At 69.3% G+C, this 17,566-nt stretch carries 10 protein-coding genes; 9 read left to right on the forward strand and 1 reads right to left on the reverse strand.

All coding sequences use genetic code 11. The features are described from left to right. Nucleotides 1-82: 82 nt before the first annotated feature. From RUGAMON1_RS08105 to RUGAMON1_RS08135, 7 genes are all read left to right on the forward strand, one after another. Nucleotides 83-883, forward strand: a complete 801-nt coding sequence (locus RUGAMON1_RS08105; RefSeq protein WP_445230028.1) for an ABC transporter permease — start codon at nucleotides 83-85, stop codon at nucleotides 881-883. Further along, a complete protein-coding gene (locus RUGAMON1_RS08110) occupies nucleotides 883-2,106 on the forward strand; it encodes an ABC transporter ATP-binding protein (RefSeq protein WP_445230029.1) in 1,224 nt (407 codons plus the stop codon). Before RUGAMON1_RS08105 ends, RUGAMON1_RS08110 begins: the two co-directional genes overlap by 1 nt. Next, complete coding sequence (locus tag RUGAMON1_RS08115; protein WP_445230030.1) at nucleotides 2,103-3,557, forward strand: FkbM family methyltransferase; 1,455 nt, start codon at nucleotides 2,103-2,105, stop codon at nucleotides 3,555-3,557. The genes RUGAMON1_RS08110 and RUGAMON1_RS08115 overlap by 4 nt, the downstream gene beginning before the upstream one ends. 2 nt (nucleotides 3,558-3,559) lie before the next feature. Then, complete coding sequence (locus tag RUGAMON1_RS08120) at nucleotides 3,560-7,867, forward strand: glycosyltransferase (protein ID WP_445230031.1); 4,308 nt, start codon at nucleotides 3,560-3,562, stop codon at nucleotides 7,865-7,867. Between the two features lie 6 nt (nucleotides 7,868-7,873). Further along, complete coding sequence (locus RUGAMON1_RS08125) at nucleotides 7,874-8,866, forward strand: glycosyltransferase family 2 protein (protein WP_445230032.1); 993 nt, start codon at nucleotides 7,874-7,876, stop codon at nucleotides 8,864-8,866. Nucleotides 8,867-8,948: 82 nt separating this feature from the next. Further along, a complete protein-coding gene (locus RUGAMON1_RS08130) occupies nucleotides 8,949-11,060 on the forward strand; it encodes a DUF7024 domain-containing protein (RefSeq protein ID WP_445230033.1) in 2,112 nt (703 codons plus the stop codon). Nucleotides 11,061-11,087: 27 nt separating this feature from the next. Next, nucleotides 11,088-13,190 carry a DUF7024 domain-containing protein gene (locus RUGAMON1_RS08135; protein WP_445230034.1) on the forward strand — a complete coding sequence of 701 codons (2,103 nt, stop codon included), beginning with the start codon at nucleotides 11,088-11,090 and terminating at the stop codon, nucleotides 13,188-13,190. 177 nt (nucleotides 13,191-13,367) lie between these two features. On the opposite strand, the gene RUGAMON1_RS08140 is transcribed toward RUGAMON1_RS08135, so the two are convergent. Beyond that, nucleotides 13,368-15,374 (reverse strand): acyltransferase family protein, encoded by a 2,007-nt coding sequence (locus tag RUGAMON1_RS08140; RefSeq protein ID WP_445230035.1) that lies wholly within the window; start codon nucleotides 15,372-15,374, stop codon nucleotides 13,368-13,370. 103 nt (nucleotides 15,375-15,477) lie between these two features. Between RUGAMON1_RS08140 and RUGAMON1_RS08145 the strand changes: the two genes are divergently transcribed. Both RUGAMON1_RS08145 and RUGAMON1_RS08150 read left to right on the forward strand, forming a co-directional pair. Continuing rightward, nucleotides 15,478-16,629, forward strand: a complete 1,152-nt coding sequence (locus RUGAMON1_RS08145; protein WP_445230036.1) for an acyltransferase family protein — start codon at nucleotides 15,478-15,480, stop codon at nucleotides 16,627-16,629. A 74-nt stretch (nucleotides 16,630-16,703) separates the two neighbouring features. Then, complete coding sequence (locus tag RUGAMON1_RS08150) at nucleotides 16,704-17,555, forward strand: class I SAM-dependent methyltransferase (RefSeq protein WP_445230037.1); 852 nt, start codon at nucleotides 16,704-16,706, stop codon at nucleotides 17,553-17,555. The last annotated feature ends 11 nt before the right edge of the window (nucleotides 17,556-17,566 follow it).

Genomic DNA, 17,566 nt, shown 5'->3' on the forward strand with positions numbered 1-17,566 from the left:
CTCGTAATTTCCGTGCCCGCCCCCAGTCAATGATGCCAGTCCGCCGTCCTCTCTCTCGTTCACCGCGCCGCGCACGGGCCGCATGATGTCGCTCGCCATGCTACACGGGCTGTGGCGCTACCGTGGCTTCGTGCTCGGCAGCGTCAAGCGCGAATTCCAGTCCAAATACCGCAACACCATGCTGGGCGCCGCCTGGACCGTGCTCAGCCCGCTGGCCATGATCCTGGTGTACACCCTGATCTTTTCCCAGGTGATGAAGAACCGCCTGCCCGGCAACGCCAGCGAGTACGGCTACAGCATCTACCTGTGCGCCGGCGTGCTGGCCTGGGGCATGTTCGCCGAGATCACCTCGCGCGCGCAAAACATGTTCCTCGAACAAGCCAATCTGCTCAAGAAGATCAGCTTCCCGCGCATCTGCCTGCCGCTGATCGTCGTGCTCAACGGCCTGGTCAACTTCGGCATCATCTTCGGCCTGTTCACCGTGTTCCTGATCGCCTCCGGCCAGTTCCCCGGCGCCGTGTTCCTGGCGCTGCTGCCGGTGCTGCTGATCCAGGTCGCGCTGGCGATCGGGGTCGGCATGGTGCTCGGCGTGCTCAACGTCTTCTTCCGCGACGTCGGCCAGTTCTTCCAGATCTTCATCCAGTTCTGGTTCTGGTTCACGCCCATCGTCTACCCGGCCAGCATCCTGCCGCCCGAGGTGCGCGCCCTGCTGGTGTGGAACCCGATGGCGGCGGTGATCGAGGCTTACCAGACCATCCTGGTCAGCGGCCAGCCGCCGCACTGGCTGGCGCTGCTGCCGGCGGCCGGCGCGGCGCTGGCGACCTGCCTGCTGGGCCTGCAACTGTTCCGCAAGCGCGCGGGCGAAATGGTGGATGAACTCTGATGGGCGCGATTACTGTTAGCAACCTGGGCAAGGCCTACAAACTCTATCCCAACCGCTGGTCGCGGCTGGGCGAATGGATGCTGCCGTTCAACGGCCCGCGCCACCAGCTCAAGTGGATCCTGCAGGACGTCAGCTTCCAGGTGGCGCCGGGCGAGGCGGTCGGCCTGATCGGCATCAACGGCGCCGGCAAGAGCACCCTGCTCAAGCTGATCACCGGCACCACCCAGCCCAGCACCGGCAGCGTCCACATGCAGGGCAGCGTGGCCGCGCTGCTGGAGCTGGGCATGGGCTTCCATCCCGACTTCACCGGCCGCCAGAACGTCTACATGGCCGGCCAGCTGATCGGCCTGACGGTCGACGAGATCAGCGCGCTGATGCCCGACATCGAAGCCTTCGCCGAAATCGGCGACTACCTCGACCAGCCGGTGCGGGTGTACTCGAGCGGCATGCAGATGCGCGTGGCGTTCGCCGTCGCCACCGCGCGCCGCCCCGACATCCTGATCGTCGACGAGGCGCTGTCGGTGGGCGACACCTATTTCCAGCACAAGAGCTTCGAACGGATCCGCCAGTACCGCCGCGCCGGCACCACCCTGTTGCTGGTGTCGCACGACAAGCAGGCGATCCAGTCGGTGTGCGACCGCGCCATCCTGCTCGACGGCGGCCGCCTGGCGCGCGAGGGCAAGCCGGAAGAGATCATGGACTACTACAACGCCATGATCGCCGAACGCGAGAACAGCACGCTGCGCCTGAACCAGCGCGACGACGGCAAGCTGCAGGTGACCTCCGGCACCGGCGAGGCCACGGTGGCCGAGATCGTGCTGCTGAACGACGCCGGCGAGGCGGTCGAGGTGGTCGACGTCGGCCAGCAAGTGACCTTGCGCATCACCGTGGCGGTGCACCAGGCCATCCCGCGCATGGTGCTCGGCTATATGATCAAGGACCGGCTCGGCCAGGCCATGTACGGCACCAACACCCACCTGAAGGAATTGCCGCTGGAAGACATGCAGGCCGGCCAGCGCGTCACCTACAGCTTCCGCTTCGCCGCCAACCTGGGCGCCGGGAGCTATTCGGTGGCCACCGCCATCGTCAGCACCGCCACCCACCTGGTCAACAACTACGAGTGGCGCGACCTGGCGCTGGTGTTTACCGTGGTGAACATGCAGCGCCCCCATTTTGAGGGTTCGGCCTGGCTGGACCCCGCCATCGAGATCACCCGCACATGAGCTTTATCTCCTACGCCCAGAACTATGAAGACGTGCTGCTGTGGCGCGCGCTCGGGGACGTGCCGGCCGGCTTCTATATCGACGTCGGCGCCAACGATCCGGAACTGCACTCGGTCACCAAGGCCTTCTACGACCAAGGCTGGTCCGGCATCAACGTCGAGCCGATGCCGTCCTACGGCCCGGCCTTCCGCGAACAGCGCCCGCGCGACATCAACCTGAACGTGGCGGCCGGCGCCGACAGCGGCAGCATCACCTTGTTCGACGTGCCCGACGTCAACGGCTGGGCCTCGACCGACAGCAGCGTGGCCGCCGCCCACCGCGCCCACGGCCACCAGGTGGTCGAGCACACGGTGCCGCTGCTGACGCTGGCCGAGATCTGCCGCCAGCATGTGCGCGGCGAGGTGCACTTCCTCAAGATCGACGTCGAAGGCTTCGAGGGCGACGTGCTGCGCGGCATGGACTTCACGCTGTGCCGGCCGTGGATCGTGGTGGTCGAAGCCATCATGCCCAACAGCCGCGACAGCAACCACGGCGACTGGGAAGCGCTGGTCACCGGCCACGGCTACCGCTACGCCTGGTTCGACGGCCTGAACCGCTACTACGTGGCCGACGAACACGCCGAGCTGGCCGAGCGGCTGCAGCTGCAGCCGAACGTGTTCGACGATTTCATCACCCACCACCTGGACAAGGCCTGGCGCCGCGGCAAGGAGCTCGACCAGCAGATCGAAAGCACCTGGCAGCTGGCGCGCACGGCCGACGCCCGCAGCAGCGCGCTGGAGCAGGATGTCACGCGCGCGGTGCAGCGCGGCGCCGAGCTGGAGCAGGCGGTGGCGCGCGAGGCCGGCCACGCCGCCGCGCTGCAGCAGGACCTGGCGCGCGCCGCGCAGCGCGCGCAGGAACTGGAGCAGGCGGTGCACAGCGGCGTCGCGCGCGCCGAGCTGCTGACACAGCAGGTGCTGCAGGTGCGCCAGCAGCTGCAACAGCGCCAGGACCAGGTGCTGCAGCTGCAGGCCGGGCTGCGCCAGTCCGAAAGCGCCGCGCGCCAGCTGGAAAACAATCTGCACCAGACCGCCGAATGGGGCGCGCAGCTGGAGCAGCGCCTGATGGCGGTGTACGCCAGCAGCTCGTGGCGCCTCACCGCGCCGCTGCGCGCGCTGGCGCGGCGCGGCGACAACAGCCTGCCCAAGCTGGCCGTGCGCGCCGCGCACAGCGGCGTGCGCCGCGGCGTGCGCTGGCTGAGCTCGCGCCCGGCGCTGCGCCGCGTGCTGATCCCGCTGATCAGCCGCTCGCCCGCGCTGAGCAGCACCATCAGCCGCAGCCTGCAGGCCATCAAACAGGGCGACCCGGCCGCCGGCGCCGCCGCCGTGCCGCACCTGCTGCGCGAACTGCCGCTGTCGGCGCGCAAGGTGCTCGACGACCTGCGCCGCGCACAACACCCTAACGAACACTGAACATGCGCCTAGTAATCGATCTCCAATCCTGCCAGAACGGCGCCGCCCGCACGCCGGAGGCGGTGCTCGCGCTGGCCCAGGCGCTGCTGCGCCAGGCCGCCGCGCGCCCCGCCGCGCACACCGTCCTGATCGCCCTGGCCGCCGGCCAGAGCGAGCACATCGACCGTCTGCGGCTGGCCTTCGACGGCCTGCCGCCGGCGCAGCTGCTCAGCTATGAAGTCCCGGCCGGCCACGGCTGGAGCCACCACGCCGCCACCCTGGTGCGCGACGGCTTCCTCGCCAGCCTCAACCCGGACGCGGTGTTCGCGCCCGGCCTGTTCGACGTCGCCCTCAACGACACCGTGTTCGGCCCCGGCCCCGACGGCGTGGCCATGGTCTACACCGAAGCCGGCGCGGCCGGCGCAGTTGGTGATAAAGCGCTCGCCGAACGCCAGCAGGCGCCGCTGCGCGGCGCCGCGCTGGTGCTGCCGGCGCTGACCGCCGGGCTCGACGCCGAGGCCGCAGCCGCCGCGCTGTGGCTGGCGCTGGAACAGGCGCACGCGGCCCGGCTGGCGCAGCGCGCCGCCGGCGCCAGCACCGCCTCCGCCCGGCCGCGGCTGGCCTACATCTCGCCGCTGCCGCCGGAAAAATCCGGCATCGCCGACTACAGCGTCGAGCTGATCGCCGAACTGGAACCGTACTACGACATCACGCTGGTGGTCGCTGCCGCCAGCGCCGGCGGCGTCGCCGCCACCGCGCTGGGCAGCCGCCTGCCGCTGCTCACGCCGGAACAGTTCGACCAGCAGGCGCCGCACTTCCAGCGCCTGCTGTACCACTTCGGCAATTCCAACGCCCACCAGTACATGTTCGCGCTGCTCGAACGCCACCCCGGCATCGTCGTGCTGCACGACTTCTTCCTCAGCGGCGTGATCGACAACATGGAACGCGAGGGCGTGCAGCCGCTGGCCTATGTGCGCGCGCTGTACGCCTCGCACGGCCACAGCGGCCTGCTGGCGCACAAGGAGCTGGGCCACAACCCGTCGATCTGGGCCATGCCGAGCAACAAGGCGGTGCTGGACCAGGCCGCCGGCGTCATCGTCCATTCCGACTTCTCGCGCACGCTGGCCGAACAATGGTACGGCCCCGGCAGCGCCGACACCTGGCGCACGCTGCCGCTGCTGCGCGGCCTGCCGCCGCAGGCCGCCGGCCAGACCCCGGCCGCACTGCGCGCCGCCGCGCGCCGCCAGCTGGGCATCGCCGAGCACGAGTTCCTGGTGTGCAGCTTCGGCATGCTGGGCCCGACCAAGCTCAATCACCGCCTGCTGGACGCCTTCCTGGCCTCGCCGCTGGCGCGGCAGATCGAGTGCCGGCTGCTGTTCGTCGGCGAGAACGAAGGCGGCCAGTACGGCGCCGAGCTGGCGCGCAAGATCGCCGGCGCCGCCGGCGACACGCCGGCCAGCATCGCCATCACCGGCTTCGTCAGCACCGACGATTACCAGCACTACCTGGCCGCCAGCGACGTCGCGGTGCAGCTGCGCACGCAGACGCGCGGCGAAACCTCGGCCTCGGTGCTGGACTGCCTGCTGCACGGCGTGCCGGCCATCATCAACGCCCACGGCGCCGCCGCCACCCTGCCGGACGCCGTGCTGGTCAAGCTGCCCGACCTGTTCGAGGACGCCCAGCTGAGCGCCGCGCTGGCCGAGCTGTACGCGCAGCCGCAGCGCCGCGCGCAGCTGGCCGAAGCCGGCCGCGCGCATGTGCGCCTGCACCACGCGCCGGCCGCGGTCGGCCGCCAGTACCACGCCGCCATCGAGGAGCTGGCGCGCGCCAGCGCCGCCGGCCACTACCGCCAGCTGGTGGCCGCCGTCAGCGCGATCCGCCCGGCGCCGGACGAGACCCAGCTGATCGGCGCGGCCGCCGCCATCGCCGCCAACCAGCCCGGCGCCGCGCCGCGCCAGATGCTGATCGATATCTCGGCGCTGGTGCAGTCCGACTACAAGACCGGCATCCAGCGCGTGGTGCGCAGCATCGTGCTGGCGCTGATCAAGGCGCCGCCGGCCGGCTACCGCGTCGAGCCGGTGTACAGCGAGGGCAGCAACCGCAGCTACCGCTACGCGCGCAGCTTCACCGCCGAGATGCTGGGCGTGCGCTCGCCGCAGCTGGAGGACGCGCCGATCGACAGCCGCGCCGGCGACCTGTTCCTCGGCCTCGACCTGGCCTCCAACATCACCTCGCAGAACCAGCCGCAGCTGCTGGCGATGCGCCGCCGCGGCGTCGCCGTGTGGTTCGTGGTGTACGACCTGCTGCCGGTGCTGCGTCCCGAATGCTTCACCTTCGCCGCCGACAAGTACTACGCCGACTACCTCGACACCATCACCTACGCGGCCGACGGCATCGTCGCCATCTCGCGCGCCGTCTCCGAGGAGCTGGCGGCGTGGGTGGCGAGCCGCCCCAACCGGCGCCAGGCGCCGCTCAAGCTGAGCCACTTCCACCTGGGCGCCGACCTCGACGCCAGCGCCCCCAGCACCGGCCTGCCGGACAACGCCGAGCGCGTGCTGCAGGCGCTGCAGGAAGCGCCGACGCTGCTGATGGTCGGCACGCTGGAACCGCGCAAGGGCCAGGCCCAGGCGCTGGCCGCCTGCGAACTGCTGTGGGCCAAGGGCGTGGCGCTCAACCTGGTCATCGTCGGCAAGAACGGCTGGCTGGTCGACACCCTGGTCAAGCAGCTGGAGCAGCACCCGCAGCGCGAACAGCGCCTGTTCTGGCTGCCCGGCGTGTCGGACCAGATGCTGCAGCAGTTGTACCAGCACAGCGCGGCGCTGCTGGCGGCCTCGGAAGGCGAAGGCTTCGGCCTGCCGCTGATCGAGGCGGCCCAGCACAAGCTGCCGATCATCGCGCGCGCCATCCCGGTGTTCCGCGAGGTGGCCGGCGAGCACGCCTACTACTTCGACGGCCAGTCGCCGCAGCAGCTGGCCGACGCCATCGAGGCCTGGCTGGCGCTGCACGCGGCCGGCCAGGCGCCGGCCTCGGCCGACATGCCGTGGCTGACCTGGCAGCAGAGCGCGCAGCAGTTGCAGCAGGCGCTGCTGTCCGACCAGCCGCACGCCCGCGTCGGCGGCGGCGGCGTCGCCCCGCAGCTGCTGGTCGACGTCTCGGCCGTGGCGCGCGAGGACTTGAAGACCGGCATCCAGCGCGTGGTGCGGGCCCAGCTGTCCGAGCTGATGGCGCTGCACAGCACGCGCTACCAGGTGCTGCCGGTCTACCTCAGCGACGAGGGCGGCCGCTGGCACTACCGCTACGCGCGCCGCTACCAGCACACGCTGACCGGCACCGACAGCTACGGCGTGATCGAGGACGAGGTGCGGGTGGCGGCCGGCGATGTGTTCTACAGCCCCGACTTCTTCCCCGGCGCCGTCACCGAGGCCGGCCGCATCGGCCTGTTCCAGCGCTGGCGCGACGCCGGCGTCAGCGTCAACTTCCTGATCCACGACCTGCTGCCGGTGCTGCGGCCGGAGTTCTTCCCGGCGCGGGTCGACGACGTGTTTGAAAAATGGCTGCACACCGTCAGCAGCAACGCCGACCGCCTGATCTGCATCAGCGGCGCGGTGGCCGACGAAACCCGCGCCTGGCTGGCCCAGCAGGCGCCGCAGCGGCCGCTGCCGCAGTTCGCCGTGCTGCACCACGGCGCCGACATCGCCGCCTCGCTGCCGAGCACCGGCCTGGCCGACGACGCCGCCGCCGTGCTGGCCGACATCGCCGCCGCGCCGAGCTTCCTGATGGTCGGCACCATCGAGCCGCGCAAGGGCCACCTGCAGGCGCTCGACGCCTTCGAGCAGCTGTGGGCCGCCGGCGAAGACGTGCGGCTGGTGGTGGTCGGCGGCGAAGGCTGGAAGGGCTTGCCCGACAACGGCCGCCGCACCATCCCGGCCATCATGGCGCGCCTGCGCGCCCACCCGGAACTGGGGCGCCGCCTGCACTGGCTGCAGGGCATCAGCGACGAATACCTGGAGCGGGTCTACCGCGACTGCGCCTGCCTGCTGTTCCCGAGCGAGGGCGAAGGCTTCGGCCTGCCGCTGATCGAGGCCGCGCGCCACGACCTGCCGCTGCTCACGCGCGACATCCCGGTGTTCCGCGAGATCGCCGGCGCGCACGCCCAGTACTTCAGCGGCGACGACGGCGCCGCGCTGGCCGCCGCCGTGCGCGAATGGCTGCGCCTGCGCGCGGCCGGCCAGGTGCAGTCCTCGTCCGGCATGCCCTGGCACACCTGGGCCGACAACGCCCGCAACCTGACCGCCATTTTGTTCCCCGGCTCCGCCGCTACCCCCGATTGATAAGCCATGTCTATTCCTACTCCCCGCATCTCCGTGGTCATCCCCAGCTACAAGGTCACGCGCCACATCCTCGGCGTGATCGCCGGCATCGGTCCGGAAGTGAGCCGCATCTACGTGGTCGACGACAAGTGCCCGGACCGCTCCGGCCAGTTCGTGCGCGAACAGTGCGGCGACCCGCGCGTGGTGGTCATCGAGCATGAGGAAAACCAGGGCGTGGGCGGCGCCGTGATGACCGGCTACCAGGCCGCCATCGCCGAGGGCGTCGATATCATCGTCAAGGTCGACGGCGACGGCCAGATGGACGCCAGCCTGATCCCCGACTTCGTCGCCCCCATCGTCAACGGCGAGGCCGACTACACCAAGGGCAACCGCTTCTTCGACCTCGAACAGATCAACCAGATGCCGGCCATCCGCCTGTTCGGCAACGCCGTGCTGTCGCTGCTGACCAAGCTGTCGTCCGGCTACTGGGACCTGTTCGACCCCACCAACGGCTACACCGCGATCCACGTCAACGCCGCGCGCCACCTGCCGCTGCACCGCATCAGCAAGCGCTATTTCTTCGAGACCGACATGCTGTTCCGCCTCAACACCATCAACGCCGCCGTGGTCGACGTGCCGATGGACGCCAGCTACGGCGACGAGGTCAGCAACCTGAAGATCTCCAAGATCGTCACCGAGTTCATGGCCAAGCACCTGCGCAACTTCGGCAAGCGCATCTTCTACAACTACTACCTGCGCAATATGTCGCTGGCCTCGATCGAGCTGCCGCTGGGCCTGCTCATGCTGCTGGGCGGCGGCAGCTACGGCATTGTCCACTGGCTGCAGTCGGCGCACGCCGGCGCCGCCACCGCGCCCGGCACCGTGATGCTGTCGGCGCTGCCGATGCTGATGGGCATGCAGTTGGTGCTGGCCTTCCTGGCGCACGACATCGCCTCGGTGCCGCGCCGGCCGATCCACCGCATGACGCGCGCGCGCGCCAAGACGCCAGTGCGTGGTTGAAATATTGCCCGTTTAACAAAACAACGCTATCATCGGGGTCGATCTCGACGTCCCCCCCCAGCTTTTTGAAAGTGTCCGCCCCATGTCCCTATTCCGGCTCGCCGCCCGGCAACGCCTGGCATTGACCACCCATGGCTTCGCACTGGCGCTGGTCGCCGTGCTGCTGTACCTGGTGCTGCGCAACACCGGCGCCTACCCCCTGGTCTTCGCCGACGAATGGTTGTACAGCAAGTTCGCGCGCCTGCAGCCGCTGAGCCAATCGCAGGTGCCGTCGTGGCTGTACCTGAAGCTGTTCGGCCAGACCAACGCCTGCGGCACCGGCTTCCTGCAATGCGCGCGCGTGCTCAACGCCGCCCTGTTCGTCGCCGCCGCGCCCTTCATCTACCTGGTGGCGCGGCCGCTGGCCGGGCGGCCGGCGGCGCGCCTGGTCGCGCTGCTGGCGGTGCTGTCGCCGGTGAGCAGCTACACCGGCTACTTCATGCCGGAATCGATGTACTTCTTCGGCTTCTGGGTGCTGAGCTGGGCGCTGCTGGCCCGGCCCGCGCCGGCCCCGCAGTGGCGGCCGACCCTGGGCTACGCGCTGCTGGGCGGCGCCCTGCTCGGCGTGCTCAGCCTGATCAAGGTGCATGCGCTGTTCCTGCTGCCGGCGCTGTGCCTGTTCCTGGTCCACAGCCGCCGCAGCGCCGAACGCAACGGCTGGCTCGCGGCCGGCGCCGCCGCCGCCGCGCTGGCCGCGCTGACCGCCTTCGCCGTCAAGCTGGCGCTGGGCTACCTGCTGGCCGGTCCGGTCGGCCTGAGCCTGCTCGGCAGCTTCTACGGCGGCCAGGTCAGCAACAGCGGCCTGGGCGTCGCCCGCCTGCTGGCGCCGTTCGCCCACAACGCGCTCGGCCACGCCATGGGCCTGCTGGTGCTGTTCGCCTTCCCGCTGACGATGCTGGCGGCGGCCGCCCTGAGCGCGCCGCTGCGCGAGGCGCTGGGCCGCCAGGGCCGCGCACTGCTGGCCTACACCGTGCTGATGCTGGGCGCCGCGCTGGGCATGACGGCGGTCTACACCGCCTCGATCGCCGACGCCGGGCCGCAGGAAATCATCCGCCTGCACCTGCGCTACTACGACTTCACCTTCCCGCTGCTGATGATCGCGGCGCTGGCCGTGGCGCGCCACAGCGACCGCCTCGGCCTGCGCCTGCGCGCCGCCATCGCCGTGCCGCTGGCGCTGCTGATGCTGGCGGCCACGGCCAAGCTGGTGCCGGCCTTCCAGCTGTCGGCCATCGACAGCCCGGAACTGTTCAGCATGCACGTGCTGCCGCCGCTGTACTACCTGCTGGCAGTGCTGCAACTGGCGCTGCTGGCGCTGTGGATCTGGCAGCCGGGCCGGGCCCGGCCGCTGTACCTGCTGGTGCTGGCGCCGCTGTTCGCGCTGGCCGGCGAAGGCGCCAGCACGGCGCTGATGCACCGCGCCCAGCAGCCCAATCCGTATGACCTGGGCGGCCGCCTGGTGCACGATTTCCTCGACGACGACCAGCGCGCCCGCCTGAGCATCGCCGGCGACAGCCTGGGCGGCCTGGCGCGCGCCCAGTTCCACAGCGACCATGCGCAGACCGCCACCATCGAGCTGCAGGAAGGCGCGCCGTTCGACCTGACCCAGACCCCGGCCCGCCAGCAGTGGCTGCTGGTGATCGGCAAGCACGCGCTGCCGCCGGCGCTCAAGCCGGTGCTAGCCACGCCGGACTACGCGCTGGTGCGCCTGAGCCACGGCGGCCGCAGCCTGTACCAGCTCAATATGGTGCAGCCGCTGGCCGGCGGCCACCTGCGCGCGGTCGACGGCCTGGCCGACGCCGAACACTGGGGCAGCTGGTCGAACGCCGCCACCGTCACGCTGCACACCAGCGAGCCGCTGCCGCGCCACCTGACGGTGCTGCTCAACGGCCGCGCCTTCGGCCCCAACGTCGGCCAGGACTTCGTGCTGCGCGCCGGCCAGGCCAGCACCCGCTTCCGGCTGCCGGCCACGACCCAGGAACTGTTCCTGCAACTGGAAACCGACGGCCAGCAGCGCACGCTGCAGATCGAGGTGCCGCGGCCGGCCACCCCGGCCTCGCTGTACGGCGGCAACGATACCCGGCTGCTGGGCATCGGCCTGGTCGGCGTCGAGATCGGCGAGGCCGACGCGCCCCCGGCCGCGCCGGCGCCGCACTAAATAGCATTTGTCACGAGATATCCCGCCATGAATTTTTTACGCCGCTACTTTGCCGATCCGCGCCGCGCCCCGCCCTTCCTGGTGGGCGCGCTGGTGCTGGTCTTCCTGTTCCTGCTGATACGCAACGCCGGCATCTATCCGCTGGTGTTCGTCGATGAATGGACCTACAGCGCCAACACCCGCATGATGCCGCTGTCGGCGGCGCAGGTGCCGTCCTATCTGTACTTCAAGCTGTTCCAGCTGACCAACTACTGCGGCGACGGCTACCTCGATTGCAACCGCATGCTCAACAGCGCGCTGTACGTGCTGGCCGCGCCCTTCGTCTACCTGCTGGCGCGGCGCGTGGCGCCGGCCTGGGTGGCGGTGGCGATCGCGCTGGCCGCCACGCTCAGCCCGAACAACGTCTACACCCCGTTCTTCATGCCGGAAGCCATGTACTACTTCGGTTTCTGGTGCTTCAGCTGGATGGCCTTCGTGTTCGCCGACCGCCCCGGCGCGCGCCGCGCGCTGCTGCTGGGCGCCGTGCTGGGCCTGCTGTTGATGGTCAAGCTGCACGCCATCTTCCTCGGCCCGGCGCTGGCGCTGTTCCTGTTGTTCCTGGCGTGGGACCGGCGCGCCGACGACCCGGCCCGCCACAAGCTGGGCTGGCTGCTGCAGGGGGCGCTGTGGGCCGCGCTGGCGCTGGCGGCGGCGCTGGCGGTGCGGCTGTCGATCGGCTACTGGCTGGCCGGCCGCGACGGCCTGGCGCTGTTCGGCAGCATCTATTCGGGCCAGGCCGCGTACACCGCCAAGAGCCACTACCCGATCGGCCAGCTGATCGTCTTCGCCTGGCACAATATGCAAGGCCATCTGATGCTGCTGGCGCTGCTGTTCGGCGTGCCGCTGGCGGCGCTGGCCGGCTCCTTCAGCCGCCTGCGTCCGGCCGGCCCGCCGGCGCGCCGCCTGCAGGCGATCAGCGTGTTCAGCGTGCTGATGCTGGGCAGCGTGCTGGCCGTGACCATCATGTTCACCGCCTCGATCACCGGGCTGGCGGCCAGCGACAGCACCGCCCGCATCCACACCCGCTACTACGATTTCGCGCTGCCGCTGATGCTGCTGTGCGCGGCGGCGGCGGCCTACGCGCCGGCGCCGGCGCTCAAGACCGTCACCCGCGTCGCCATCGCCGCCGTGCTGGTGCTGCTGGTCTGGCACGGCCGCGCCCACCTGCTGCACTCGTTCACGCCGTCCATCATCGATGCGCCGGAACTGCGGGCGCTGTCGATGAAGGCCGGCCTGTTCAACCTCATCACCGCGGTCAGCCTGGTGTCGCTGCTGCGCTGGGCGCACGACCAGCAAAAGGGGCTGCGCCTGTTCTTCACGCTGGCGCTGCCGGTGGTGGTGGGCTGCTGCGCCTGGAACGCCGCGCACGAGGTGCGCCTGTCGATCTGGCCGGACGCCGCCTCCAAGGCCGGCCTGTTCGCGCGCCACTACCTCGACCGCGGCCAGAGCAACAAGCTGGTGATCGTGTCGCAGGACCTCGGCGTGCTGCACCGCGCCCGCTTCTTCATTGAAAATCCCAACGCCCAGTTCATGCAGGTGGAGCCGGGCCAGGAGGCCGACTGGTCCAAGCTGCCGGCCGGCTACGGCTGGGTGCTGGCGATCGGCGCCTACGTGCCGCCGGAAGGCGCCCGCGTGGTGGCCCGCAAGGACGAGCTGCTGCTGTTCCAGCCGCCGCCGCTCGACGCCCGCGGCCAGCGCCTCGATTTCACCCAGGTGCTGGAAGACTATGTGCGCATCAACGGCCTGGCCGGACACGACACCTGGGGCGCCTGGTCGGTGGAGGCTAAGGTGGAGATGGAATTCGGCCGGCCGCTGCCCAAGCGCCTGGGGCTGCGCGTCGAAGGCCGCGCCTTCGGCCCGAACGCCGGCAAGGACATCGTGGTCACGGTGGCCGGCCAGGACCGCATTCTGCGTCTGCCGGCGCTGGGCGGCGATGTCACGCTGCATTTCGACACCGACGGCACCGCCACCCGGGTGCGCTTCAAGGTGCCGCAGCCGACTTCGCACAAGCAGATGGGACTGGATGACGACACCCGCACGCTGGGCATCGGTTTCGAACACCTGACGGTGATCGACGAAGCGCAGTCCTAGCCTGCCGCGCCCATCCTGCGCCGGCGGCGCAATGCCGTTCAGTTCAGGCTGAACGGCATTTTTTATTGGACGGGTGGAATCGGCGCGGGCGTGGCCCGGATGAAAAACGGCCCGATCGACCATGCGACCGGGCCGTCAAGGCGCCGCCTCGGCGCCATGCCGGCGCGCCGCCTGGGTTCAGTGCGCGGTTTTCATGGCGTCCATCTGGCGCGCGTAGCGCTCGCCCATGAACAGGTCGCCCTCATGGCTGAGATGGTCATGGTCGCGGTACAACAGCTTGTTGTCGCGCATCGCCACGCAGCGCTGCGCGTCGCACAGCTGCGCCGCGGCGTCGAATACCCGCACCATCGGCAAGTCGCGCAGCGCGTAGGCCTCGGCCACCTTGTGGCGTGCCACCTTCTGGTCGTGGGTCGCGCGCGGCAGTTCGCAGTCGTGCGTCCGCGAACTGGCGATGCCGACGCGGCGCAGGCAGGCGCGCGGATCGAAATCGAGTTCCGGCACGTCGCTGACGTAGACCACGGTGCGGCCGCTGTCGACGAACATGCGCAGCGTGGCGCGCAGCGCGTTGGTGCGGACCTTGCCGCCCTCGTCATCGATGTTCAACAGCACGTGCGAGGAAATGATGACGGTCTTGACGCTGGCCGTGTGCAAGGCCTTGTCCAGCATCATCGGCACCACTTTCTGGTAAGGATCGTCGCCGGTCGGCAGGCCGACGAATGGCACCCGCGTGCCCAGGTACCACAGGTTCTCGCCCAGGCCGTGGTAGTAGCGGGTCAGACCGGCGACGATGTGGAAGGCGTGGCTGTCGCCCAGCAGCACCACGGTCGGTTCCTTGCTGACATCGTCCAGGCGGCAGTATTCATAATCGCTGGCAAACCCGTAACGCTGCTTGCACGCCTGCGCATTGGCGACGTCCTCCACCAGGATCAGCTGCTGCTGCTGGGCGGCGCTCTCGACCACGGTGGCGCGCAGCGGCAAGCCCTGGGCGCGGTACAGCGCGCCCCCGGCCGCGGCCAGCGCCAGCATCGCGGCCGACAGCACGATCACCTTGCGGCGGCCGTGCGCCGCGCCGCGCAGCGGCCGCTCGAGCAGGCGGTAGGTCAACCAGGCCAGCACGATCGCGGCCAGCACGGCGGCGCCGCGTATCTTCGACGACGGCAGGCCCGATTCGATGATGCGGGCGAACGACAGCAGCGGCCAGTGCCACAGGTACAAGGGGTAGCTGATCAGGCCGAACCACACGGCCACCGGATTGCCCAGCAGCACGCGGTTGCACCAGGCTTGCGGGCCGGCGGCGATCAGCAGCACCGCGCCGGTGGTCGGCAGCAGCGCCCACCAGCCGGGGAAGTGACGGTCGGCGCGCAGCAGCGCCAGCGTGGCCAGCAGCATGGCCAGCCCGAGCGCCGACTTGATGTTGCGCGCGCGCGGGCTGGACCAGTCGATCACGCTGTCGGCGCCGCGTTCGCGGCGCACGCCGGCAAACAGGCCCAGGCCGTTGACCGACATATACGCCAGCACGCTGCCGTACAACAGTTCCCAGACGCGGCTGGCCGGCGAGTAGAAGGTCGCGCTGGGGAATTTGTGCAAGCCGCCGACGTTGACCAGGAAGGACAGCACGGCCACGCCCAGCGCCAGCGCCAGCAGGCTGATGCGGCGTTTCCACGCCAGCAGCATCAGCACCGGCCAGAAGATGTAGAACTGCTCCTCGATGCCCAGCGACCACAGGTGCAGCAGCGGCTTGGTCTCGGCGGCGGTGTCGAAGTAGCCCACTTCGTTCCACAGGAAGAAGTTGGACAGGAAGCCGGCGCCGCCGAACACGTGCTTGCCCAGCATTTTATACTCGTCCGGGAACAGCGCGAACCAGCCGAACGCCAGGCAGGCGCCCATCACCAGGATCAGCGCCGGGAAGATGCGACGCACGCGGCGCGCATAGAAGCCGGCAAAGCTGAAGGCGTCCTGCTGCAGGCTGGCGATCAGGATGCTGCCGATCAGGAAGCCGGAGATGATGAAGAAGATGTCGACGCCGGCAAAGCCGCCGGGCAGGCGCGTCGGGAAGGCGTGGTACAGCACCACCGCCAGCACGGCCAGGGCCCGCAGGCCGTCGATGTCGCGGCGGTAGGCCGGATGCAGTGCCGGCGCGGCGTCCGCCTCGCAAGGCGCCTGGGGCAGTTTTTCAATTCGCATGGAGAGGTAAGTGATCAAATCCGTTATTGTATAGCTGGAAACTGCAACTCCCGGTTAAAATATCGCCGCACTTTCGCATTACAAATCCATTAAGCTGAAAACAATGGCAACACACGAAAAAAACCTGGACTGGGTTCAGTTACTGCGCGGCATCGCCGCGCTGCTGGTGGTCCTGACGCACGCCCGCTATGCGCTGCTGAACACGCCGGACATGCCGCTGGCGGACCGCCTGTTCGTGCCGGGCGCGATGGGGGTCGACCTGTTCTTCATCATCAGCGGCTTCATCATGCACTACTCGACCACCAATTTCGACGGCAGCGCCGGCTATGTGGCGCGCTTCGCCATCAAGCGCTTCGCGCGCGTGTGGCCGATGTACGCGGCGATCACGCTGCTGTCGGTGTTCGTGCTCAACGGCGGCATCGATTACTTCCACGTCGCCGCCAACCGGCTCAAGTTCTGGCATTCGCTGGGCATGATCCCGTTCAATCCCCGTTACGTGCCGTATTTCTCGCTGACGCTGCTGCCCGGCTGGACGCTGGAATTCGAGATGTATTTCTACCTGGTGTTCGCCGTCAGCATGCTGTTCAGGCGGCTGCGCTGGTTCGTGCTGGGGTCCTGGGTGCTGCTGACGGTGATCCTGATGCCGCTGGGCCAGCGCGGCTTCGAGATGGACGTCACCCGCGACCTCGGCTACCAGATCGGCTATATGTCCATCGTCACCAGCCCGTTCGTGCTGGAATTCGCCGCCGGCGTGTTGATCGGCTGGCTCTACCAGCAGGACTGGGCCCGCTTCCGCAGCGCCTACGTGGCCTGGCACGTGGTCGGCGTCAGCGTGGCCGCCGCGCTGTGGTTCAGCTACAGCTTCCTGTTCTCCTTCCACGGTCCGGGCAAATGGGGCCTGCCGCTGATGGTGATGGTGCTGGCGCTGGCGCTGGCCAGCAAGACGGTGCACCTGCGGGTGCCGGCGCTGTTCCTGTGGCTGGGATCGATCTCGTATTCGCTGTACCTGACCCATCTGCTCTCGCAGGGGCTGGTGACGCGGCTGCTGATCACCAGCGGTCACGGGGCATGGGCCCAGACCTGGTCGTACATCTTCATCTCGACCGCCGTCGCGCTGGCGTTCGCCTCGCTGTCGCACCACTACCTGGAACAGCGCTTGTCGGACCGGGTGCGCGACGGCCTGCTGAAGCTGCTGCCGAAGCGGCCCGCGGCGCCGCCGCGCGCCGCCGCCGAGGTGCTGGCGCGCCGCGCCTGAAATTGCTGGCACATCATCTAATATTGCTATACATTTAACTCCTCGACTGATCGCTGCTTGAAACAGGAGATGTTATGGAGTGTCTGGTTTGTAAGCAACAAACGGTGGCGGGGCTGTCGCCCTGGCACCGCGTCTGTCCCTCCTGCGGCTACGAGAGCGCGGCGCTGCTGCCCACCATCAACGACGCCGAAGTCCACGTGCACGTGGACGAGGCCCAACGCGAAGCCGGCCTGAAGGCCATCCGCCAGGAAAATTTCAAGACCATCGTCGGCTATGCCAAGGCGCAGGCGCCGGCCGGCGCGCGCCGCCTGCTGGACGTGGGCGCGGCCCACGGCTGGTTCCTGGAAGCGGCCAGCACGGATTTCGAGGTGCTCGGCATGGAGCCGGATACGGCGGTGGCGCACAAGACCGCCGCCCGCGGCCTGCCGGTGCGCAACGGCTTCTTCCCCGACGCGCTGCAGACGGACGAGCGTTTCGACGTGATCGTGTTCAACGACGTCATCGAGCACATCCCCGACATCCGGTCGGCGCTGGCCGCCTGCCGCGAACGGCTGACGCCGGGCGGCATCCTGATCCTGAACCTGCCCAACAGCCGCGGCTTCTTTTACCGCCTGTCGAAGCTGTTCGCCCGCGCCGGCTGGCATGCGCCGTTCGAGCGGCTGTGGCAGAAAGGCTTGCCGTCGCCGCACGTGCACTACTTCGAGGCCGGCAACTTGAGCAAACTGGTGGGGGGACAAGGGCTGGAACTGCGCTTCAAAGCCGAACTGCCGGCGGTGCGCGCCAAGAGCTTGCTGGAGCGGCTGCGTTGCGCCGGCCAGGGAAGCTGGCTCGGCATCTACGCGCAATACGCCGCCGTCCTGTTGACGATCCCGGTATTGCGCGCCTTCCCCAGCGACATCGTGGTCTGCGTCTACCGCAAGGCCTGATGCCGCCGGCG

It is taken from the genome of Duganella rhizosphaerae, from assembly GCF_040364205.1.
Classification (GTDB): Bacteria; Pseudomonadota; Gammaproteobacteria; order Burkholderiales; family Burkholderiaceae_D; genus Rugamonas; species Rugamonas rhizosphaerae.